Origin of the sequence: Companilactobacillus ginsenosidimutans (genome assembly GCF_001050475.1) — a bacterium.
GTDB lineage: Bacteria > Bacillota > Bacilli > Lactobacillales > Lactobacillaceae > Companilactobacillus > Companilactobacillus ginsenosidimutans.
This window is the reverse complement of sequence record NZ_CP012034.1, coordinates 402988-425274: the sequence shown is the minus strand read 5'-3', so window position 1 is coordinate 425274 and position 22287 is coordinate 402988. Positions and strand designations below refer to the sequence as shown.

Annotated in this window: 23 protein-coding genes; 8 read left to right on the top strand and 15 right to left on the bottom strand. The window is 35.4% G+C overall.

Features of this window, described 5'->3' with window-relative positions:
* Positions 1–47: 47 nt before the first annotated feature.
* Genes ABM34_RS02310 through ABM34_RS02300 form a run of 3 tightly spaced genes read left to right on the top strand, consistent with a single transcriptional unit; the run spans position 48 to position 3707 of the window.
* A complete protein-coding gene (locus ABM34_RS02310) occupies positions 48–800 on the top strand; it encodes a DeoR/GlpR family DNA-binding transcription regulator (RefSeq protein ID WP_048702939.1) in 753 nt (250 codons plus the stop codon).
* Positions 801–1724 carry a 1-phosphofructokinase gene (gene pfkB, locus ABM34_RS02305; RefSeq protein ID WP_048702937.1) on the top strand — a complete coding sequence of 308 codons (924 nt, stop codon included), beginning with the start codon at positions 801–803 and terminating at the stop codon, positions 1722–1724.
* A gap of 12 nt (positions 1725–1736) precedes the next feature.
* Positions 1737–3707, top strand: a complete 1971-nt coding sequence (locus tag ABM34_RS02300; RefSeq protein WP_048702936.1) for a PTS fructose transporter subunit IIABC — start codon at positions 1737–1739, stop codon at positions 3705–3707.
* Between the two features lie 41 nt (positions 3708–3748).
* Here ABM34_RS02300 and uvrC read toward each other — a convergent pair whose 3' ends face one another.
* Positions 3749–5569 carry an excinuclease ABC subunit UvrC gene (uvrC, locus tag ABM34_RS02295; protein ID WP_048702934.1) on the bottom strand — a complete coding sequence of 607 codons (1821 nt, stop codon included), beginning with the start codon at positions 5567–5569 and terminating at the stop codon, positions 3749–3751.
* 151 nt (positions 5570–5720) lie between these two features.
* On the opposite strand from uvrC, the gene ABM34_RS13330 reads away from it, so the two are divergent.
* Positions 5721–5873 (top strand): SPJ_0845 family protein, encoded by a 153-nt coding sequence (locus ABM34_RS13330; RefSeq protein ID WP_198141159.1) that lies wholly within the window; start codon positions 5721–5723, stop codon positions 5871–5873.
* A gap of 194 nt (positions 5874–6067) precedes the next feature.
* A complete protein-coding gene (locus ABM34_RS02290) occupies positions 6068–6895 on the top strand; it encodes an alpha/beta hydrolase (protein ID WP_048702932.1) in 828 nt (275 codons plus the stop codon).
* Between the two features lie 168 nt (positions 6896–7063).
* On the opposite strand, the gene ABM34_RS02285 is transcribed toward ABM34_RS02290, so the two are convergent.
* The 7 genes from ABM34_RS02285 to ABM34_RS02255 form a co-directional block, all read right to left on the bottom strand.
* On the bottom strand, positions 7064–7963 hold the full coding sequence (locus tag ABM34_RS02285) for an IS3 family transposase (protein WP_048702931.1): 900 nt from the start codon (positions 7961–7963) through the stop codon (positions 7064–7066).
* Positions 7960–8634 (bottom strand): helix-turn-helix domain-containing protein, encoded by a 675-nt coding sequence (locus tag ABM34_RS02280; RefSeq protein ID WP_157023198.1) that lies wholly within the window; start codon positions 8632–8634, stop codon positions 7960–7962. The genes ABM34_RS02285 and ABM34_RS02280 overlap by 4 nt, the downstream gene beginning before the upstream one ends.
* 298 nt (positions 8635–8932) lie before the next feature.
* Positions 8933–9547, bottom strand: coding sequence for a hypothetical protein (locus ABM34_RS02275; RefSeq protein ID WP_157023196.1), 615 nt, complete (start codon positions 9545–9547; stop codon positions 8933–8935).
* A 45-nt stretch (positions 9548–9592) separates the two neighbouring features.
* A complete protein-coding gene (locus tag ABM34_RS02270) occupies positions 9593–10300 on the bottom strand; it encodes an MgtC/SapB family protein (RefSeq protein ID WP_048702929.1) in 708 nt (235 codons plus the stop codon).
* A gap of 77 nt (positions 10301–10377) precedes the next feature.
* Positions 10378–10830: a low molecular weight protein-tyrosine-phosphatase gene (locus tag ABM34_RS02265; protein ID WP_048702927.1), complete on the bottom strand. Its 453-nt coding sequence runs from the start codon at positions 10828–10830 to the stop codon at positions 10378–10380.
* A gap of 10 nt (positions 10831–10840) precedes the next feature.
* A complete protein-coding gene (locus tag ABM34_RS02260) occupies positions 10841–11236 on the bottom strand; it encodes a helix-turn-helix domain-containing protein (protein WP_048702925.1) in 396 nt (131 codons plus the stop codon).
* 570 nt (positions 11237–11806) lie between these two features.
* Positions 11807–12685, bottom strand: coding sequence for a LysR family transcriptional regulator (locus ABM34_RS02255; protein WP_048702923.1), 879 nt, complete (start codon positions 12683–12685; stop codon positions 11807–11809).
* Positions 12686–12786: 101 nt separating this feature from the next.
* Between ABM34_RS02255 and ABM34_RS02250 the strand changes: the two genes are divergently transcribed.
* Together ABM34_RS02250 and ABM34_RS02245 are read left to right on the top strand one after the other, a co-directional pair.
* Entirely contained in the window at positions 12787–14409 is a 1623-nt protein-coding gene (locus ABM34_RS02250; RefSeq protein WP_048702920.1) for a malolactic enzyme, read from the top strand.
* A 32-nt stretch (positions 14410–14441) separates the two neighbouring features.
* Complete coding sequence (locus tag ABM34_RS02245; protein WP_048702917.1) at positions 14442–15404, top strand: AEC family transporter; 963 nt, start codon at positions 14442–14444, stop codon at positions 15402–15404.
* Positions 15405–15462: 58 nt separating this feature from the next.
* Here ABM34_RS02245 and ABM34_RS02240 read toward each other — a convergent pair whose 3' ends face one another.
* On the bottom strand, positions 15463–15750 hold the full coding sequence (locus ABM34_RS02240) for a DUF1828 domain-containing protein (protein ID WP_048702914.1): 288 nt from the start codon (positions 15748–15750) through the stop codon (positions 15463–15465).
* A gap of 69 nt (positions 15751–15819) precedes the next feature.
* Between ABM34_RS02240 and ABM34_RS02235 the strand changes: the two genes are divergently transcribed.
* Positions 15820–16551 (top strand): alpha/beta hydrolase, encoded by a 732-nt coding sequence (locus tag ABM34_RS02235; protein WP_048702911.1) that lies wholly within the window; start codon positions 15820–15822, stop codon positions 16549–16551.
* A 62-nt stretch (positions 16552–16613) separates the two neighbouring features.
* Here ABM34_RS02235 and ABM34_RS02230 read toward each other — a convergent pair whose 3' ends face one another.
* The 6 genes from ABM34_RS02230 to dhaK all read right to left on the bottom strand — a co-directional run bounded on the left by ABM34_RS02230 (position 16614) and on the right by dhaK (position 22212).
* Positions 16614–17819: a NupC/NupG family nucleoside CNT transporter gene (locus ABM34_RS02230; protein WP_048706322.1), complete on the bottom strand. Its 1206-nt coding sequence runs from the start codon at positions 17817–17819 to the stop codon at positions 16614–16616.
* 171 nt (positions 17820–17990) lie between these two features.
* A complete protein-coding gene (gene citX, locus ABM34_RS02225) occupies positions 17991–18527 on the bottom strand; it encodes a citrate lyase holo-[acyl-carrier protein] synthase (RefSeq protein ID WP_048702909.1) in 537 nt (178 codons plus the stop codon).
* Between the two features lie 277 nt (positions 18528–18804).
* Entirely contained in the window at positions 18805–20028 is a 1224-nt protein-coding gene (locus ABM34_RS02220; protein ID WP_048702907.1) for a lipase-like domain-containing protein, read from the bottom strand.
* A gap of 224 nt (positions 20029–20252) precedes the next feature.
* Positions 20253–20621 (bottom strand): dihydroxyacetone kinase phosphoryl donor subunit DhaM, encoded by a 369-nt coding sequence (dhaM, locus tag ABM34_RS02215; RefSeq protein WP_048702904.1) that lies wholly within the window; start codon positions 20619–20621, stop codon positions 20253–20255.
* Positions 20622–20624: 3 nt separating this feature from the next.
* Positions 20625–21209, bottom strand: coding sequence for a dihydroxyacetone kinase subunit DhaL (gene dhaL, locus ABM34_RS02210; RefSeq protein WP_048702902.1), 585 nt, complete (start codon positions 21207–21209; stop codon positions 20625–20627).
* A 10-nt stretch (positions 21210–21219) separates the two neighbouring features.
* Positions 21220–22212 (bottom strand): dihydroxyacetone kinase subunit DhaK, encoded by a 993-nt coding sequence (gene dhaK / locus ABM34_RS02205; RefSeq protein WP_048702901.1) that lies wholly within the window; start codon positions 22210–22212, stop codon positions 21220–21222.
* Positions 22213–22287: the final 75 nt, after the last annotated feature.

Genomic DNA, 22287 nt, shown 5'->3' with positions numbered 1-22287 from the left:
GATTTTGAATGATTTTGATGTATTATTATTTCAGGAGGTGAATGTAAGTGCTTACCGAAGAGAGACATCAAATAATTTTGAAGCAACTTAAGCTTCATAATATCGTTAAATTACAAGATTTGATACCCCTCACGGGCGCATCTGAATCTACTTTAAGACGTGACTTACAAGACTTAGAGGAATGTCATAAATTACTACGCATTTATGGAGGAGCCCAAAGTGTGGTTTCCTTCCATGATGAACCTGCATTATCTCAAAAGGCTACTAGCAATACCGATCAAAAAGATCAAATTGGTCGAATTGCTGGGGAATTAGTTAAAGACAACCAAGTAGTTTTCCTTGATGCCGGAACTACCGTTCAGGCGGTTATCCCATATCTTGCAAAACTATCCAATCTTTTAGTAATCACCAATAGCGTTGTTAATGCATCTACATTATCCGACTATTCAATAGAAACTTTTGTACCAGGAGGTCGTTTGAAATCCAGCACTAAAGCACTAGTTGGTTCCACAATGACTAATGCACTTGAAAGTTACCATTTCGACATCGCTTTTATAGGAACAAATGGGTTTTCAGCAAAATCTGGATATACAACTCCTGATCCTGAAGAAGCATCTACTAAGGAAATAGCAATTCAAAACTCCGTTAAGAAATATATTTTAGCGGATAGTTCCAAATGTGGACAAGTTAGCTTCGCCCGATTCGCAAATTTATCAGCAGCAAATTTGATTACAAATGAACTTCCTGGTAAATCAGCAGATCTAATCAAAAAATATACCAATCTTACGGAGGTTAAATAATTGATTTACACAATTACTGCCAACCCTTCCATTGATTACGTGTTACAAGTTGATACGTTAGCCACTGGTAAGGTAAATCGTACTACCACTGATGTAAAGTTACCTGGTGGAAAAGGAATAAACGTTTCGAGAATCCTCAATGAATTACAACTTGATTCAACCGCTCTTGGCTTTGTAGGTGGAGCAACTGGTTCAATGTTCGAAAATCTTTTAAAACAACACAACCTTAAAACTTCATTTACTAAAGTTACAAACGATACACGTATTAACGTGAAAATTAATGCAACTAAGCAAAATGAAGAAACTGAAATAAATGGTACCGGTCCTGAAATCTCAGCCGAGGAAAAACAAAGTTTTCTCAATCAACTTAAGTCTGTTGGTAATGGTGATGTTGTCATCATGGCTGGAAGTCTACCACAACAAGTTGAAACCACATTTTATTTAGACATTGCCAAAGTGATTAAAGATCAAGGTGCTGACTTTGTTATTGATACCACAGGTCAAGCTTTACTTGACACATTGCCACTCAATCCATTGGTAGTAAAGCCAAACAATCATGAACTTGCTGACCTATTCAATGTTACATTCAATAGCGAACAAGACATCGTTGATAATGCTCGTAAATTACTGGACCAAGGCGCAAAACATGCGTTAGTCTCAATGGCTGGTGATGGTGCCCTACTGGTTACTAAGGATCACGTTTACAAAGCAAATGCACCTAAGGGCCAAGTTATCAACTCTGTCGGTGCTGGTGATTCTATGATTGCTGGTTTCGTTGGAACATTCATGAAGACTAAGGATCCAATTGAAAGTTTTCATGAAGGGGCAGCATGTGGATCTGCCACAGCATTTAGTCAAGATATTGCAGTAAAAAATAAAATCGATGATGTTTACAAGAACATCAGTATTAGCCAATTAAGTTAGGGGGAAAAATTAATGGATCTGAACGAATTACTACTAAAAGATGCCATGATCTTGGATCTTAAAGCTACCACTAAAGAGGAAGCCATTGATGAAATGGTCGACAAGTACTACGAAGTCGGCGTTATTGATGATAAGGAGCTTTATAAGGCAGATATTTTAAAGCGTGAAGCAGAAACAAGCACTGGTATTGGTGATGGAATTGCTATACCACATGCACATGACAAGGCTGTTAAAAGAGCTACTGTGCTATTTGCAAAAAGTCAATCTGGTTTAGACTATAAATCATTGGATGGTCAACCAACCTTCCTATTCTTTATGATTGCTGCACCAGAAGGTGCTGATAACCTTCATCTTCAAGCTCTTGCCGCTTTGTCATCATTACTTATTAACCCTGACCTAGTTGCCAATTTAAAAAACGCAAAAACTGCTGATGAAGTACAAAATCTTTTCAGCGATGCCATGGCAAAAAAAGAAGCTAAAGACAAAGCTGACGAGGAAAAAGAAAAGGCTCGGGAAAAAGCTGCAGCACAAGAAGCCGCTCAAACTGCCGCTGCTTCCGATAAAAAGCCATTCATTGTTGCTGTAACTGCCTGCCCTACTGGTATCGCACATACATACATGGCTGAAGCTGCCCTGAAAGAACATGCTGAAAAATTAGGTGTAGACATTAAAGTTGAAACTAATGGTTCAGAAGGTGTTAAACATAAGTTAACCGCAGCTGACATTGATCGCGCAGATGGTGTTATCATCGCTGCCGATAAGAAAGTTGATATGCCTCGCTTCGATGGTAAACACTTAGTTAACCGTCCTGTTACAGATGGTATCAACAAATCTGATGAATTAATCAATCTAGCTGTTGAACAAAAAGCTCCTGTATTTCACGCTCAAGGTGGAGCTGCTTCCGAGGAAGACGACAGTTCAGAGAAGAAATCACTTTGGTCAAAAATTTATGCTGACTTAATGAATGGTATTTCCAACATGCTTCCATTCGTTGTTGGTGGTGGTATTTTAATGGCCATCTCATTCTTACTTGAATCATCAGTTGGCGCCCATTCACAATGGTTCCTGTTCTTTAATAACATTGGTAATTACGCATTTAGCTTCTTAATTCCAATCTTAGCTGCTTATATTGCCGAATCAATCGGTGATAGACCTGCTCTATTACCCGGTTTCGTTGGTGGTTTCATGGCATCTCAAGCATCTGCTTCCGTAATTTCTTCAAAGAGTCCTGCCGGATTTATCGGTGGTCTACTTGCTGGTTTCATCGCTGGTTGGATCGTCGTTGGATTAAAGAAATTACTTCAAGGTTTGCCAAAGACTTTAGATGGGCTTAAGCCTATCTTGCTTTACCCTGTTCTTGGATTACTTGCAACAGGTGCAATTATGTACTTTGCAATAGATCCAGTATTCGCCATTGTTAACCAAGCAATCACACACTTCCTAGAAAATATGGGTACCGGTAATGCCGTTATCTTAGGTACTATTCTCGGTGGTATGATGTCAATCGATATGGGTGGTCCTTTCAACAAGGCTGCTTATACATTTGCAATTGGTACATTTACAGCAACACAAGATGGTGCACTAATGGCTGCCGTTATGGTTGGTGGTATGGTTCCACCTCTAGCAATTGCCATTGCAACAACATTCTGGAAGAGTAAATTTACAGAACAAGAAAGACAAGCTGGCCTTTCAAACTATGTTCTAGGTATTTCGTTCATCACTGAAGGTGCTATTCCTTTTGCTGCCGGAGACCCACTTAGAGTTATCACTTCAAGTGTTATCGGATCTGCAATTGGTGGTGGATTAACACAATTATGGAAAATTAATGTTCCTGCTCCTCATGGTGGTTTATTCGTTACATTACTTGCTAACCACCCATTACTTTATATCCTCGCAGTAATAATTGGTGCTGGTATCGCCGGTGTCATTTACGGATTATGGAAACCCTCAGCTAAGAAAGCTGCATCAGTTGAAGCAAAATAGTCATAAAAAATAACGATATCCGCATGGATACCGTTATTTTTTTACATCTTTTTATATTTTTTATGAGTTTCAATATTAGATAAAGTTATTTTAATTGTCTGTGCGGTTGTCTGAGGAATTCCCAAGCAAATAATTTCATCAACTGGGGCTTCCTTGATTTTCTTAACAGAGCCATACTTCTTCAAAAGTTTGGTTCTGGTCTTTGGCCCAACGCCTTGAATATTATCAAGTTGTGATGACAAGGCGTTTTTACTACGTGTCTTTCTTTGGAAGGTTATCGCAAATCTATGGACTTCATCTTGGATACGTTGCAATAAATAAAAGCCTTGACTCTTAGGATCAAGAGTAACAGCCTGACCATCTTCACCAAAAATCAAATGTGAAGTATTATGATGATTATCTTTCACCATACCGGCGACTGGTAAATTGTCGATTCCAAGTTCATTATGTAAAACATCCATAACTGCCCTCAATTCAATTATTCCACCATCCATTAGAATTAAGTCAGGAAGGTTCTTTTCTTCCTTTAAAAGTCTAGAATAGCGACGATAGATAACCTCACGGGTATTAGCTGCCTCATCAGCACCAGAATGATTTTCTAATTCATCTTTTATTTTATATTTTCGATACATACTTTTCTCAGGTCGACCATCTTGGAAAACGACCATTGCTGAGACTGGGTTCGTTCCTTGAATATGTGAATGGTCAAATGATTCAATGACGTGACCATACGGTAAATTTAATGCCTCAAAAATCTGTTCTTGGGCACCGTAAGTTTGACGATTGTCTAATTCCATTAAGCGAAATTTCTCTTGTAAAACAAGCTTAGAATTTTCCGCAGCCATGTCCATCAGCGCCTTTTTCTGACCACGTTGTGGAGTCCTAAATGGAACATTCAACACTTCAGAAAGTGTATCTTTGTCGATATTGTTTGGAACAAGGATTTCCTTTGGCAACACCTGATTTCGACGATTATAAAATTGCAGGATGAACGTTGATAGTTCCTCCTCAGGAGAATTTACACACGCAAACACTCTTTTTTCTCGTTTCATCAATCTTGCTTGACGAATAAAGAAGATTTGGATTGAAATCCATCCCTTTTCAACATAGTAATTAAAGATATCTCGAGGTGTACTGTCATTTGAAATGATTTTTTGTTTCTCAACGGTTGCTTCAATATATTGTATTTGGTCTCGTAATTCAGCAGCTCGCTCATATTCACGATTCTTAGCTGCATCAAGCATTTTTTTATTCAAATCCGATTTTATCTCACCGACATTTCCTGATAAAAATCGCTTGATTTTTTCAATTTGACTATTGTATTTCTCCTCAGGGACTTCTTTGAAACAAGCTCCCAAACACTGCCCCATATGGTAATACAAACAAGGTCTACCAATATGACCCTGGCAACGTCTCAATGGATATACTTTTTGCAAAAAGTTTAACGTACCAGATGCTGCATAAACATTTGGATATGGTCCAAAATAATATGCGCCATCTTTTTTTATTTGTCCGGTTATTTCCATTTTAGGGTCACGTTCATTAGTTATTTTAATATATGGATATCCCGTACCCTTTTTTAGACGAATATTGTAATAAGGCTGGTGCTTTTGAATTAGAGTTATTTCGAGTAAAAAAGCTTCTTTATCATTCGATGTAATAATTGTTTCAAAATCACGAATTTCAGAAACTAATTTAGCAGTTTTTCCTTCGTGCGAACTTTTAAAATACGATCTAACTCTATTTCTTAAATTCTTAGCTTTACCAACGTAAATAATTTTTGAATTAATATCTTTCATTAAGTAACAACCTGGGCGGGCTGGCAATAAACTTAATTTATGTTCCAAATATTCAGTTGCCATTTAGTTACCTCATTTCTTTATATTTAACTTAAATATGCTTATATTATTTTAATCTTATATTAAAGAGTTGCAAGCAATTGAGATTTTTTTCTAAACGTTTTATAATGAAGTCAAATAAGAATTAAGCCAAACCTGAAAGGGGCTGATACCGATGGGCTTAACAGTGAAACGAGAAAATGATTTTGGAAGTTTATTTGATAAGTTTGCCTCACTTCCCGATGATGTTAAAAAAAATGTAGAACGTGTAGATTCTGCAGATAAGAAATCTTCTAAAAAAACAAAAGATTCAAAAGAAAATAAATAACTAATTCTACTTAGTCATATTAACAACCTGCCTGAATTGTCAATATTTCTAAAGTATGATAATTATCGTTAGTTCTAAACAAAACCCTTTTGATAGTTTTTTAAAGACACCATTCTTTAATTAGAATGGTGTTTTGTTTTGATTAAAATTTGTAGTAATATGGAATTGAAATCGATTTCAGGAGGAGACATAACATGGATTTTGTGGATAGAAATTTAAGTAGACATTTCGAGGAAATGATTGAGTCATCTACTAAGGGAATCAATTTATATCAACATACTGATTTAACTGATTTTCCATATGCCAATATTGTAATTGCTCATGGATTAGCAGAACATTCTGGTCGTTATGAAACACTTGCCAACTTCTTCTTGGCACATCACATGAACGTTTATAGATATGACCAACGTGGCCATGGTAAATCTGAAGGTAAACGTGGAGATCTAACAAATACAGATGAATTACCTGACGATTGTAAAATTGTAATTGATATCGCCAAAGAACAATTTCCTGATCTACCAACATTCTTGTTGGGACACAGTATGGGTGGACACACTGTTTTGAAGGTCGCTACAAAGTATCCAGGCTGCGTTGATGGAATTATTGCTACTGACCCACTTTCAATTGAATTTGGCCAAAAAATTGAAGGTTCTCCTGAATCATACGTTCCCAATAATCTTGGAGACGGAGTTTGTTCCGATCCTAGAGTTACTGCAAAATATGACAATGATCCACTAAACTTGAAGAAGTTCACTGTTCGATTAATGAGTACACTTCAAGATAGTGCAACTGAATTAAAGAATGATTTAAACAAAATTACCGATCCAATACTTTTGCTACAAGGTGCTGATGATGGAATTATTCCGGCTGCTGACACTATGTCTGTCTATCAACAAATTCCTGCTAAAGATAAGGAACTTCATGTTTATCCTTTCTTGATGCATGAAATTCTGAATGAACCATCAAAGAAATGGGAGATTTACGAAGAAATTTTGTATTGGGTAAAGAAACACAGCTATTAGTTTTTGAACTTTGTTACCGATTCCGGAAGGAAATAGATTTTTTCAATGAACGTACACGCCTTCGGCATGTGCGCAACAGTCTTGATGTTGGCTACGCCAACAAACTATCTAGGAAGGGAATGAACTTGCGTTGTCAAGTTGACATTTAAACAATTAAAATATTATAAACTACTTTGCAATGGCTTTATTCCAGCATTCTTCTGGAGTAAGGCCATTTTTTGTTGGCAATCTATCAATGTTATTGAAATAATCAATTCCATCTTGTACTAGCTTAATCAGTGCTTCTAAAGTTGCTGGTCTTGGATGACTATCCATCCAGATTCCCTTAAAATTACTCCACCAGCTCTCCATTGGTGAATTATCATATGGGGTGCCTGGTCTTGAAAAACTTCTTATTACTTTGTGTTCATCCAACAATTTATTAAAGCTAACGGCTGTGAATGCAGGTCCACGATCAGTATGTACCATTGGATGAACGTCGCCCATTTCCTCAAAAGTTTCTTTGAACATCGCAATTTCAGCTTCTGCAGTCTCTGATGGACTTATAAAAGATCCAATTATTTTACGACTGCACAAATCTAGTATTCCACTGAGTTTTACTTTGTGTGTTTCTTTGATTCCAAATTCCAATTGGGTTGAATCAGATAGCCAAACCATGTTTGGTTTTTCCACTTCAAAATTCTGGTTTAATACATTGTCTTTTTCATGCTGATCATTGTCATCTTTACGACTTCGCTTTTTTGCTTTTGATTTACAACTAATACCTTCACTTCTCATTACACGCCTAACTTGGTAGTACGTGACCTCAAAATCTAGAAGGTGTTCCTTTGTAATATGAGAAAGAATCTTTCCCGCACCAATTCTTTGAAAATGATCTTTATATGTCTTAAGAACAACTTCAGTCAATAAATCATTTTTGTGTTCCCAATCTGTCTTCCTATGATGTAAGAACTTATTTAACGCTTGTCTAGAAACACCTATATGGTCTAATAGAATAGATTTCCATCCATGATTACCTTCGCTGACCTCCATTATTGCCTGGTAAGACAGCTTTCGTTGTGAATTCACCCCCTGTGCTGAAGTTCGTTTAATTTTTTTTCAAACGCCGCAATGGCTTCTTGTTCATTCAATTTTGCTTTGAGTTCACGGTTTTCAAGTTTCAATTTCTCTAGTTCACTAATCTCTTCTGCTTTATGATGAATCCTATGGCCACGCTCATCTACGAGAGCTTTATAGCCATCACCTTGGACTTTCATAACCCAAAGCCGAGCTTGTTGATAAGAAACATCAAATCGTTCAGATGCTTCTGAATAGGAATGATGTTTATTAAGAATGAATTCTACAACTTCAATTCTTTCATCTATCGTTGTTTTTCTTGGCACAGCAGTGACCTTCTTCCTGACAGGCGTAGCCTTAAGAGTCTTGCCATTATTATACTGTATCAACCACATTCTGAGTTGTTTAGATGATTTCACTCCGAATTTTTCACATACTTGCTTTAGATTACCTTCACCATTCGCATATGCACGAACAGAGTTGATCTTTGTTTCAGCACTATAAAACGTACGTGATTTACTATTCCTTAGTCCTTCATAACCATTCTCTTTGTAGTAATTATTCCAGTCCCTAAACGTTTCGGGACTGATTCCTTTGGTTTTCGCAAATGTCTGTCGAGGTAAATCAGATTTTTCAAATTCCTTGATAAGGTTATATTTTTCTTTTTGAGTATATTTCCACATATTAATACCTCCGAAGTGATCAAAATTATTACATTTCAAATGTCAACCACATCGTAAGTATCTCAGAACGTGGTGAATCGACTTGAAGCTAATTGCACAAACCGCAATCATCTCCAAGCTCGATTTTATTCTAAGTGTGCTTCGCGCACTAAGAATAACGCCACCACTGAGCCAAAATCTATTTTCTTCCTGCATCTAACTCCGTTCAAACATATGTTTCTCATTTTGTGTTTTAGATGTTTTTTTTTCAAAATAGAAAAACTAAAAAGTACGAAAACCTTGGTTGGTTTTCGTACTTTTATTTTGTTTCGATGAAGTGTGCGTCTATTACTGGCATTGTGCTTTTGTTTTCATGTTCTGCGCCTTCACCGTATATTTTTACTCGATCATTCTTTTTGATATTCGGATTTCCGGCTGCGAGGTCACTTAGATGATAGTTTACTTTTATTGTATCCTCGTGATTTGACTCGTTTAAATCTAGGATTATTTGTCTTCCTAAATTATCATTTGCAATTACTTTTTTAACCTTGCCCCATTGATTTATTAATCTTCCACGGTACAAATCATTATTTTCACTCAGTTCTGTATATGTGACATAATCATAGTCCTGGGCATTTTTTTTAAAATCCTTGCTTGTAAGCTGAACTTTTTTATCATTCAAATCAGCTTTTACGGTTGTAACTCTTTGGATGAATGGATAGGTAGACGTTACTTGAATTTTCGATGAGTTTACCGTAAAAAAAGAGACCACCCCAAAGCTCATTAACACTAATAAATACATAACAATCTGTACTTTTTTTATTTTAACAATCTGCAGCAAAGCTAAAACTATTAATGTTGCTAATAATTCCCCAAATAATACTGTTAGTAGCATATAATCCCCTAATCTTTGCTTTTGTAAGCTTTTTCTCACAATTTAATACTCTACCAAAAGTTAAGCCATTTGCCAAATTTCAACTTACCCTGGCGTTATTGCATTAACCTTGGTGATGTTGTTGTTAGATGACAAATCTTCCACAACTTTTACGTAAGTTAGTTTTCTGGGAAGTTTAACTTCATACGTGTTTGTATAAATATAGTTATCATCAATTTTATTGGCTTTGTAGCTTACATTATTGACAGTAATTTCATGATCTTTAAAATACGTTTCGATGTATTGTTTAAATTCAGATTTCTCTAAATATTGAATCTCCAAATTTCTAACTGGACTAACTCGGACAATTCGCTTCAAAAACGCAATTACTCCATATACAACTACGAAACTTGCAATAGCAATTACATAGTTTACCATTCCTACTGCTAAGCCTAAACATGCTACAACCCACAAACTAGCTGCCGTTGTTAATCCCTTGATTGAATGGTGTTCCACAATGATAGTACCAGCACCTAAAAACCCAATACCACTAACAACTTGAGCTATTAATCTAGCATCATCTGCTCTTACGATTCCTTTATATTGTGGATACTGTTTGGCTATTTGCAGTGCGTCAAATCCAATTTCTTTCTGAATCAGCGCAATGATACATGCACCTAAACAAACTAGAATATGTGTTCTAATACCTGCTGGACGATGTTTCTGTGCCCGATCATAACCAATAACTCCTGAAATTACTGTCGCCAATAATAATCTGGCGACTATTGTCACTGCATCTAATTGAAATGCCATATTAATTCCCCCACTATTCCAACATACTATTCTAAAACTAAAAAATTCAATAGTTACCTATTGAATTTTTTTGGCAGTTATTCTGTTAATTTTTTCATCCATTGTGGTAGAACTTCGGACAATTCAGTATATGTTCGATCAAATTTGTGATCAAACCATGGATCTTGAATTTCTTTGTGTATTCCCATAACATCGTATGCTTGATGAATTTTGTTTTCAGTCCCTGAAGGGGCTATTTTTTTTAAATCAACAATATTTTGATCATCCATACCAATGATTGCATCGGCGGTTTCGAAATCCTCTGAACTAATTTGCTGAGCAACATGCGAAATAATCGGAATATGTTGTTTCCTAAGTTCAGCAACTGCACCTGGATGAGGAGCATTTCCAATTTCATAATTCGCAGTCGCCATTGAAGAAATATCGAGCTGTTCATTCAATCCAGATTTATTTACCATATCGATAAACATCATCTCTGCCATTGGTGAGCGACAAATATTACCAAGACAAACAAAAATAACCTTCTTCATGGCTGACTCCTTATTTAATTAAGCCTAATCGACGTTTAACATCCTCAAGTTGCTTTTCCAAAACTGGATCTCTACGACTCAAAACATCCAAAGTAGAAGTTTCATTTGTTTGCTTTGATGATTCTTCAACTTTTTGTCTACTTGTTGATTCTTTCTTTGTTGTAGTTCTTTTTGAGGTTTTCTTTTTATCTGATTTTTTAACAGACTTTACTGGCGTTTTTTTAGACGAAGTCTTTTTTGATGAAGTGATTGAAGCGGTTTCTGACAATTCAGTTTTGAATTTTCTAACCCAAGCGGCTACTTGTTGATATGTAATATCATACTTTTCGCCTGTCTCTTTATAGTTATTGTCATGTTCAATCGCATATTTCGCAATTGCTTTTTGTTGATCAGTCGTAAATTTCATTTAATTATTACTCCTAAATTGCTTTGTACCAAAATTATACCATAAGGGAAAAGTTTGTTTTTTAATTTATCACTCGATTATTCAAAATAAATATCTTTTACAATTTTATCTATTTTAAGAAAACAAAAAAAGAGGGGTAATTTTCTACTCCCTCTTTCTCAACATCAATCTCTATTTGATATGAACTATCCCCGAATAACATTTTAATAGGATTTAGAGGTATCTGCCCCCTATTGATGTTTCCAATGATTATATTTACCCAATTAGTTTCTTTTATCGTCTTACCACCAGACTCATAATCATTAGTACTTCACAAGTATATTATTCATAAACAATTTTGTATAGTACGAATAAGTAATAACTTATGATTTAATTTTTTATATTTTAAACAAAAAAACCGTCACCTTACGGTGACGGATAAACGGTCTGTTATCTGATATTGATTATGAAATAGATTATATAGGAGTTAGTATTGTTTTCTAAATCTGTTTAAGTAATCATTTCTGATTACGACTGTATAGTACAAGCATTTAAGAAATACTGCAATTATTTAGTCCTCAATATACAACCTTAATTGTCAGACAAGTCGCTAAATACATCAATCAATTTTTGAATGGTAGGATCAATCTTCATTGAACTGCGATATATCAATATTAAATAAAAAGATGGAAAATCCACATCAGTTACATTTAAGGTTTGTATTCCACTGACATCCTTTAAAGCAGTTTCGGTAATAAAACTTATGCCCTTATTACTTGCGACTAAATCCAATAACAATTTATAATCACTGGTTTGATAAACAACATTTGTAAAAACATTGTATTTTTCAACAAGATTTGCGGCCAACAACTGATGTACTGAGCTCTCATCAAGCACCAAGGCATCTTCATTTTCAAGATCTCTAATCTTTAATTCCTTTGGAAAATCACGTTGAGCACTAGCGATAATTTTAAACTTATGAGTTTTCAGAACTTTGTATTGATATTCTCCACTTTCCGGCAGATGTGTTGTTCCGGCCAAAGAAATGTCAATTCTCCCATTGTGTAATTCATCCAGTAGCTCCTTTGAACCAGATCTCTTGGGACGAATTTTATCCAGTACTTTTTCTTCCTTTAACGAATCAAATACCAAAGGCATTAAATAATCACTGATAATCGGTGGAAATCCCATAACTACATCATTACTCTGAAATCGTTCAATATCTTTTTTTGTTAGTTCGTCTTCACGCAAAATCTTTTGAACATGAACGAGAAATTGCTCCCCTATTGAAGTTAATTGTACCGAATTTGCATAGCTTTTTCGCACGATTAATTCACAGTTGTATTCATTCTCCAAACGTTTAATTGCATATGTAATAGTTGGTTGACTTACTCCAAAAAAATGAGCCGTTTCAGAATAATTTTTTAACTCAGTTAATTTTCTAAAGTAACGCAAATCTTTAAAATTCATGTAGTTTCACCTATAAATTATTTTTATCAATTATAACATATTTGACTATACTTTTTATAAGAGTTTATAGTGATTTCTGAAATCAATTGGAGGACAAATTTATGACAGATAAGGGATTTAACGTATTAAACAATCCATTTTTAAATAAAGGTACTGCATTTTCTGAAAATGAGAGAAAAGAATTATCACTTGAAGGATTACTTCCTCCACAAGTTCAAACTTTAGACCAACAAGTTGAACAAGCATACGCACAATTTCAAATGCGTTCATCTGATTTGGCAAAAAGAATCTACTTGATGGATATTTTTAATGAGAATCGTGTATTATTTTTCAAATTATTTAGTGAGCATGTGAATGAATTCATGCCCATTGTATACGATCCAACAATCTCTGACACAATTGAAAATTACAGTCGACTTTTTGTTGACCCACAAAATGCTGCATATTTATCAATCAATAATCAAGATAATATCGAGCAAGTTTTAAAAAATGCTGCAGGAAATCGAGAAATTAAACTTGTTGTTGTAACTGACGGTGAAGGAATTCTTGGGATTGGCGATTGGGGTCTACAAGGTGTGGATATTTCTGTAGGAAAATTAATGGTTTACACTGCTGCTGCTGGAATCGACCCAAAATCAGTTTTACCTGTAATTCTTGATGTTGGTACTAACAACCAGAAACTGCTTGATGATGACTTATATCTTGGAAATCGTCAAAAGCGAGTTGCCGGTGACGAATATTACCAATTTGTGGATAAATTTGTGAACACTGCTGAAAATGTGTTTCCTAACATGTACTTGCATTTCGAAGATTTCGGCCGTGATAACGCAGCAATTATTTTAGATAAGTACAAAGATAAAATTCTAACATTCAACGATGATATTCAAGGTACAGGAATTATTACGCTTGCAGGAATTTTAGGCTCCTTAAATATATCTAAACAAAAATTGACAGATCAAGTTTACTTATCATTTGGTGCGGGAACTGCTGGTGCAGGAATTCTTAAACGAATTTTTGACGCAATGGTTGAAGCTGGACTTCCTGAAGTTGAAGCTCGCAAACGCTTTTACATGGTCGACAAACAAGGCCTTCTCTTCAAAGATACTGAAGGACTTACGCCTGAACAAAAACCATTTGCTCGTGACCGCTTTGAATTCGATAATGCTGATGAGTTAACAAATCTCGAAGCAGTTGTTAAAGCTGTGCATCCAACAATTATGGTTGGAACATCAACTCAACCTGGTTCATTTACTAAAAAAGTCGTTCAAGAAATGGCTAGTCACACTGACCGTCCAATTATTTTCCCATTGTCAAATCCTACTAAATTGGCTGAGGCCAAAGCGGAAGATCTAATTAACTGGACCAACGGTAAAGCCTTAGTAGCAACAGGTGTACCTGCAGACCCAGTTGAGTTAAATGGTGTTACATATAACATTGGTCAAGCAAATAATGCTTTAGTTTATCCTGGATTAGGTCTTGGTGCACTAGCAGTCAATGCAAAACTATTATCTGATGGAATGATCAATCGTGCTGCTCACTCATTAGGCGGCATTGTAGATACAACAAAGCCTGGTGCTGCTGTACTGCCACCAGTAACCAAGTTAGATCAATTCAGTCTAACTGTTGCAAATGGCGTTGCACAACAAGCTATTGATGAGAAACTAAGTGATTCAACTGATGCCAAAGCTGCAGTTGAAAACCTTAAATGGGAACCAAAATACTAAATAAATTATAAATAATGAATTGGGGTATCGTAATGGGAGCTTTTGTTACATCAGTCGAAAGCGTGGCTGAAATTGTTATTGTTATCGCACTTGGATTTTGGTTAAGAAATTCAGGTCGCTTAAGTGATGAATTTAAAGGTAATATTTCTTTCTTAATTATGAATATTGCCTTACCTGCATCAATTTTTGTATCAGTTTTAAAATATTTGACCCGAGACAAACTTGCTAGTCTCTCTGGCGGTTTAGTTTTTGCCTTTGGAAGCTTTCTGGTTAGTTACATAGTTGCTTGGTTATTGACAAAAATTTTAAAGATTAGAAAAGGTCGCCGTGGAACTTTTATTAATATGTTTGCCAATGCAAATACAATTTTTATCGGATTGCCTTTAAATATGGCATTGTTTGGAACTAAAAGTTTGCCATACTTCTTGGTTTATTATGTGATGAATACCATCTCTACCTGGGCAATAGGAGTATTCTTCATTTCAAACGATGATCCAACAACGACTAAGAACGAGAAAAAGGATTTCAACTGGAAAAAGCTTTTACCTGCTCCATTAGTTGGATTTTTAGTTTCGCTGGTATTCTTGCTTTTGGCAATTCCAATTCCTGAATGGATAACAAAAACATTGGATATGGTCGGTGGAATCGTTACACCAATGTCACTAATTTACATCGGTATCATTTTAGCTGATGCAGGGTTAAGTTCAATTAAATTCGATCGTGATACAATTTGGGCTTTACTAGGTCGATTCGTCTACACACCTGCCATTATGATTTGCTTTGTTCTTTTTGGAGCTTATATCGGTCATGGCTTACCCACTCTTGAGGCCAACACCTTAGTTATTCAAGCGGCTGCACCAGGATTAGCAGTACTTCCGATTTTGGTTGATCAAGCTCATGGTGATGTTGACTACGCAACAAATCTTGTCACAACTTCAACCGTATTATTCGTTGTAGTCGTACCAATCTTAATGCAAGTTCTAAATTTCATTTAACAAAAAGTCAGCTATTCATTTTTTTGAATGGCTGACTTTTTTCACTTATAAATATTTTTTATTGTGCTTTTAATTCAAGGATTGTTTGAAGCATTCTATCTTTACCCATCTTTAGTTCATTGATTGGAGTTTGGATCTGTAGTTGATTATCTAACAGCTTAACCGAATATTTATCAGCAATCCTCTTTATAGCGTCATCCTCAACTTTATTTGCACGAAGAAATTCAATTATTATTCCATCGTCAGTTAATATATATTCGTTATTATTCCTAATTTTATGAATTCTTACTTTAGGAAATTCATTAAACTCAAACGGGAATATCAAATAATCATCTTCATTTATCATTGTTATCAACTTCCCTTTATTTCATTTTTGATATAATGTGTTCATGATTAAAAATATGGAGGTACTGATTTGTCATTAATTAATATTAGTTATCGTACAAATTATTTACACACTTATTTTAAAACAACTGTTGTGTTACCGGACACGAATGCAAAAAATTATAAGACATTATGGCTGTTACACGGATATACCGGTGATGACTCTGCTTGGATGCGTCACAAAAACATTGAAAAACTTGCTAGAAAATATAATCTGGCAGTTATTATGCCTGAAGCTCGAAATGCTTTTTACACTGATTCAGATTTTATACCCTACTACAGTTATTTTGTTGAAGAATTAATACCCAAAATTCAAGCTACATTACCAATCTCAACATTGCCTGCGGATAATTCTATTGCAGGATCAAGCATGGGTGGATATGGTGCATTAAAAATTGGCATGATGAACCCAAATATTTTTGACAATGTTGCGGCACTTTCTCCCATTACAGATATTCTTCATTTTCGAGACAATCCCCAATCACCTATGGCACATAATACATTTGACACGATTTTTGATAGTCCCCAAAAGATTGAAGACAATCAGTTAGTGAATATTGTTTCAAATAAAAATTATGGACAAAGAATTATGACAATCTGTGGATCTGATGATTACATGTATCAAGATAATTTGGACTTTGAAAAGTTTATGTCCGACAAAGTTGGTCAGAATTATACTTGGCATGAAGTCAATGGCAATCATTCTTGGGATACTTGGATTGAAAATATTGAGACAATTTTTGAATGGATTACAAATAAATAAAAAAAGGCTATGCGCATCTGAAAATTTCAAATGCAGCATAGCCTTTTTTGTGAAGAATAAATTTACCAGACAAACAATCCTACGAATGCTGCTGATAGTAATGAAACTAATATTCCTGAAAGTAACATGTACCCAACGTTTTTGGAAATAATGTCATTCTTTTCTTTGTCCACAATTCCTTTGAAACATCCAATGATCATACCTAATGTAGAAAAGTTTGCAAATGAAGTAATGAACACTGTTAGAACTGCTTTAAAATGCGGATCAAACTTATTAACTATTCCTGTAACTTTACCCATAACTACGAATTCATTGGTTACTAACTTTGTTCCCATATATTGGGCCATTTGGAATGAATCGTGGCTATTTAATCCTAGTAACCATGCAAATGGATACATAATTATGCCCAAGATGTGTTCAAGTGTTAGCCATGGATTTACTAGTTGCAATACTTTATCAATCAATGCTGCTAACGCAACAAAGGCGATAACGTTTGCTGTAATAATTAATATAAGTTTTCCTGCCCCAAGAATTGAATCTCCAAGGAATGAGAAAAATGGTTCTTTCTTGCCGTTATCGGCTGTACTGCTAATTGTTGCAACTGTATCTTCTGAAGCTTCAACATGGACGGGATTTAATAAACTGGTAACTATAATTGCATTAATAATATTAATTGGAATGGCGGTTAAAATAAACTGCCCGGGCATCATCTGAATATATGCACCAATAATTGAAGCTGTGACACAACTCATCGACATCATTGCCAACGTAACATCACGTGCTGGTTTCATCTTCTTTAATTGAAGGCCAGAAACTGCTAACGCCTCTGTATTTCCTAAAAACATCATCTCAACTGCAAAGAATGATTCAAACTTGGGCTGTCCAGTTATAAAGGACAAACCTTTTCCAATCCATTTAATAATAAATGGTAGAACACCAATATAAGTCAAAATATCAAAAAGTGGAACAATCAACAATATTGGTAGTAAAGCACTAGTTACAAAATCCATGCTCTTGACATGAACCCAACTAGGTAACGCAAATTCAATACCTACATAAGCAACTTGAACTAACCAGTTGAAGCCTGCCGCAGCACCAGAAACAATGTCACGACCGATACTCATACTCGTCAGAAACCATGCCAATGCAAGGTTAAGTACGACCATTATGATAATAGATTTCCATTGGATTTGCTTTCTATTTTTCGAAAATAGTACCCCAATAGCTAAAAATACCAATAGACCTATGATATTAACAACTAAATACATATTCATACGTTTTTAATCTCCTTTGTAATCCCTCCAGTTGTTTAAATCATATCATCAAATAGTTATTAGTTTAATCAAAAAGTATATTTTAATTATTATATTGAGTAAAAAACAAAAAAGCCAGATGAAAACTTTGCTGTTTTCCACCTGACTTAATTAATTTATCCGAAGCTAAAATGTAATATTCTCATTAATTATTTTCGCAATTGTTTCTCGCATTTCTTCTACAGAATGATTGTGATCTCTCTTGCAATCATTAGCATGTTTGTCACACACTAAACATTTCCTTGGCTCTAGTCCCAATTCCTTACGCGTGATCTGGGAAACTGAATTATCTTCAACGGCATATACATTAATATCCACTAACGTTCCCAAAGGTTCTTCTGATTCATACTTAATTGTTTCTTGTTTTAAGAATCCCGGATCTTTTTCTACAATCAAAAATGCCTCTGGACCTGTGCTTACGTCCCAACGGACTTCTTTAACTACAGAATAAAATTTCATAAATTTATCAACGATCACATTGAATGTTCTACTTATGTAACGATTGTTTTTAATTTCACCTGGTATGCGCATAGTAATACTTACTAATGCACAATTTTCGGGAATCTCGTCAATCAAATAATTTAATTCTTCGGCTGTTGAATTCTTACTTTTATTAATTTGTTCTTTGGTTTGTTTGAAACCTTCAGAAAATACTTCGACCATTTTAATACTCCAGTTAAATTTATTAATTATTGTTTATATTGTAATAATATTTTTTTGATAGTTTCAATAGTATTATTTTAACACGAAACAGGTCACGAATGCCGACATCTCGGTAATTTTAATGTTTTTTAAACCAATACATCATATATGACGTGATAATAAAAAATTGCTCTGAAGATAGGGGGTGGTCCATCTTCAGAGCAATATATTTATCTAAACGAATATTTATTGAATATTTGAGGTTGGAATATAAATTCAAGAAGGTTAATACAAATAATTAATTCAAAGCGTGTAACTTGTTAATAATACCTGAGTAAAAGTCAATCATTGGATCCTTGAGACTTGCAGCTTGATCAGTATCAGCTAAGATAAAGTCTTTGTGGTCCCAACCCTTTTGAGGGTCATTGTATTGCCAAATACCTGTTTGTGTATCTGGAGCGGCATCATCACGAACAGATTGTTGATTTAATGGGAATTGAGCTGAAATAACTGGAACTTCACCATCATTTGGCCACCATCTAGGATCGTTACCGTGTGATCCGATAAATGCTGATCCAACAACATCAACGGAGTTCATTGTTGAGATTGGAACATAGTGTCCTAATGCATTAGGCTTAGAAGCTAAACCTGAATATGTAAAGTAATGTTCATCTGGAGCTAAGTCAGTTCTAGCGTTAATTGTGTTAGCACCTTTGGTAGTTAAATCATAAAGTGAGTTATCAGTTGTCTTCCATGCTTTACTGTGGACAGCATCTTTCAAGAATGACAAACTTGATTGACCTTGTTTACGAGTTAAGCCCCATTGATCAAGTTTATAATCGTTTGAGATTACAATCTTTGGAACTTTGACGCCCATGATGGCACCTGTATAAAGTAAGTTTCTTACTACTTGTAAGTTACCCATGTCTGTAGCAGTAGGTGTACCGTTTGAAGGTGCAGCAACTGTGACAACAGAATCGACCCAGTTCTTTCCACCTTGGAATAGTGAACCGGTATCAGCACCTGTAGCTTGAACCTCTTCTGGGCTACCGTTACGTAGTAATGTATCTAATTCACGAACTGTTTGTCCACCCATTGAGTGACCTAGCAAGTGAATTTTGTTAGTTCCATCCCATTGTGGGTAGATTCCTGGGAATGTTCTACCATAGCGGGCGTGACCGTATTTTTGAGAATGGACTTGACCATAATCAACAGTACCACCTTTAATGTAGTAATAAAGTTCAACAGCACGATCGTAATCTGAACTGTAAGGACTTACAGTACCTTCCAAAGCATTTGGATTAGCACCGGTTTTCCCAGCGTTCAAATCAGAAATGATATCTGTTGTTGTACCTCCCCAGTATAAATTATTACCATCTTCGCCACGTCCCCAGCCTGTTAAGCCATTGACAAAAACAACTGGGTAATCGTTGCTAGCAAATGTAGTGTTTGTTGCTCCGACAAATCCAATAATTGCAAAAACAAGACCAAATAATAAAGCCAAAATTGGTTTCTTTTTCATTGTGAAATACTCTCCTTCCCTATGACTAATAGAATACCTTATGTAAGCGTTTCCTTCAAGTGATTTCACAATTTTTTCGTTTCCATTTTACAAATATTATTTTCAGTATTTTGAATAAATAATCATAAAAGCCTAATTTTCAAGCATTGGTGTTCATAAATATTTTCATTTTACAAATAAAAAAGAGATAGGATTTTAACTAATCCAACCTCTTTGGTATGTACCTATTTAATTTTCAATGGTTCCAAACTATTTTCAATATTTTCTAATGGAGATTCAATTTCAGCTAAAGTTGCGGCCGTATAAGCTCCTTCAACTAATGCGACATCATACTTGTGTACATTTTTGTCAGTCATTTCCATATACATTTCGAGATTCATTTTTGAACTTCCTAAATCATAAAATGCCAGTATCTCATCACCAGTATTGTTCTCAAAAGCAGATTGAATTTTTTCAAGTGAAGAGCCAATCTCATTCTCATCAGTTCCACCCGCATATGTGATTGAAATACTTGGTGCTGCTTGGCTAATTAAATCGCTAACACCTTCAGCAATTTTAGATGAATGAGAGACGATTACGATTCCGTACTTCATCATTTAACCTCCTATTACTTCAACTAAAGATTCAAACAAGTATGCACTTGATTGTGAGCCAGGATCAAGATGGCCAGCTGATTTCTCTTCAAGATAACTTGCCCTTCCTTTAGTTGCAACCATGTCTTTAGTCGAATTCAATGCAGCTGTTACTTGGTCAGTACTTAATGATCCAGCTTGTAAATCATCCGCAACAGGTTGCCAAACATCAATCATAGTCTTCATTTTGACATCAGACTGTCCACGACGTTTGATACCATCAGCACCCACTTGAACGAGTGCTGCCAAATCGTCATTTTCCTTGGCAGCTTTTGACATATCGAGCAATGCTGTTCCATATAAAGGACCTGAAGCTCCACCAACTTTCTGAATCATGGCAAATGCCGTTGTCTTTAATAATTCTGACAAATTCTCAGGACTCTTCTTTGACAATGCCTCGGAAATTGCTTTGGCACCACGATCCATGTTTGTACCATGGTCACCATCACCAATCGCAGTATCAAGCTCATTCAAAGTAGCCGAATTATGTTCAATTTTTTCTACAAATGAATTAATCCATTTTGTTGCTTCATCTAATGTTAATTGCATAAGTACCCTCCTACCAAGCGATTGTTGTTGCTGGTTCGTTTAACCAGTCAATCCACTGAGGTTCAACTTTCATAATCGTTAAAGAGATTCCAACCATATCAAGCGAAGTAACCATGTTTCCTACACGACTATATCCAACATCAATATTTTTGGCTTTCAGATTATCAAAAGTATCGTTAGCAAAAATATATTGTTCCATGAGTGGTGTTCCACCCATTCCATTAATTAAAACTGCAAACTTTCCTGTCTTATCATCAAATTCATCAATAATTTTAGCTACTAATTCTTCTGATAACTGTTTTGAAGGTTGAATTTTTTCAACTGAGTATCCACGTTCATTATGAATCCCAATACCAAATTCAATTTCATCATCCTTTAAATCAAATCCTGGATGACCAACGGCTGGAACAGTGGCTGCCTTCAATGCAATCCCAATTGTTTTAGTATTATTGATAACACTCTTGCCAAGGTTTACGAGATCTTCGAGCGATTTTCCAGCACGAGCGGCAGCACCTAAAATCTTTTCTACTAAGACAGTTCCGGCAACTCCACGTTTTCCTTGAGTAAACTCACTATTTTCAACAGATATATCATCATCGACAATGACTGTCCCAATTTTAATATCTTCAGCCTCAGCCATTTCCTTTGCCATATCAAAATTCATGACATCACCAGAATAATTTTTAACGATCAATAACACACCTTTTCCTTTATCAACCGCCTTGATTGCTTCGTAAATTTGATCCGGAGTAGGAGATGTGAAAACCTCACCAGCAACAGCTGCCGAAAGCATACCGTCACCCACAAATCCAGCATGGAGTGGTTCATGACCACTTCCACCGCCAGATACAATCCCTACTTGATCAGCAGATGCAAATTTTGCATCTGCTCTCACAACTGCCGTCGTACCAGGAATTTCTTCAACCAAATCTGAATTAGATCTGACTAACCCAGAAACCATTTCAGGAACAATATTCTCAACATTGTTAATTATTTTTTTCATGCGCTCCTCCTCAAATTGAAGTTCTACAACAATTCAATTATAACGTAAACGCTTTAATTGTTGAAAAATACTTAT

Excerpts from the sequence above, each read along its gene's own strand:
- ABM34_RS02300 (WP_048702936.1), top strand. The coding sequence starts at position 1,737 with ATGGATCTGAACGAATTACTACTAAAAGATGCCATGATCTTGGATCTT.
- uvrC (WP_048702934.1), bottom strand. The coding sequence starts at position 5,569 with ATGGCAACTGAATATTTGGAACATAAATTAAGTTTATTGCCAGCCCGC.
- ABM34_RS13330 (WP_198141159.1), top strand. The coding sequence starts at position 5,721 with ATGGGCTTAACAGTGAAACGAGAAAATGATTTTGGAAGTTTATTTGAT.
- ABM34_RS02290 (WP_048702932.1), top strand. The coding sequence starts at position 6,068 with ATGGATTTTGTGGATAGAAATTTAAGTAGACATTTCGAGGAAATGATT.
- ABM34_RS02280 (WP_157023198.1), bottom strand. The coding sequence starts at position 8,634 with ATGTGGAAATATACTCAAAAAGAAAAATATAACCTTATCAAGGAATTT.
- ABM34_RS02270 (WP_048702929.1), bottom strand. The coding sequence starts at position 10,300 with ATGGCATTTCAATTAGATGCAGTGACAATAGTCGCCAGATTATTATTG.
- ABM34_RS02265 (WP_048702927.1), bottom strand. The coding sequence starts at position 10,830 with ATGAAGAAGGTTATTTTTGTTTGTCTTGGTAATATTTGTCGCTCACCA.
- ABM34_RS02260 (WP_048702925.1), bottom strand. The coding sequence starts at position 11,236 with ATGAAATTTACGACTGATCAACAAAAAGCAATTGCGAAATATGCGATT.
- ABM34_RS02255 (WP_048702923.1), bottom strand. The coding sequence starts at position 12,685 with ATGAATTTTAAAGATTTGCGTTACTTTAGAAAATTAACTGAGTTAAAA.
- ABM34_RS02250 (WP_048702920.1), top strand. The coding sequence starts at position 12,787 with ATGACAGATAAGGGATTTAACGTATTAAACAATCCATTTTTAAATAAA.
- ABM34_RS02245 (WP_048702917.1), top strand. The coding sequence starts at position 14,442 with ATGGGAGCTTTTGTTACATCAGTCGAAAGCGTGGCTGAAATTGTTATT.
- ABM34_RS02240 (WP_048702914.1), bottom strand. The coding sequence starts at position 15,750 with ATGATAAATGAAGATGATTATTTGATATTCCCGTTTGAGTTTAATGAA.
- ABM34_RS02230 (WP_048706322.1), bottom strand. The coding sequence starts at position 17,819 with ATGTATTTAGTTGTTAATATCATAGGTCTATTGGTATTTTTAGCTATT.
- citX (WP_048702909.1), bottom strand. The coding sequence starts at position 18,527 with ATGGTCGAAGTATTTTCTGAAGGTTTCAAACAAACCAAAGAACAAATT.
- ABM34_RS02220 (WP_048702907.1), bottom strand. The coding sequence starts at position 20,028 with ATGAAAAAGAAACCAATTTTGGCTTTATTATTTGGTCTTGTTTTTGCA.
- dhaM (WP_048702904.1), bottom strand. The coding sequence starts at position 20,621 with ATGAAGTACGGAATCGTAATCGTCTCTCATTCATCTAAAATTGCTGAA.
- dhaL (WP_048702902.1), bottom strand. The coding sequence starts at position 21,209 with ATGCAATTAACATTAGATGAAGCAACAAAATGGATTAATTCATTTGTA.
- dhaK (WP_048702901.1), bottom strand. The coding sequence starts at position 22,212 with ATGAAAAAAATAATTAACAATGTTGAGAATATTGTTCCTGAAATGGTT.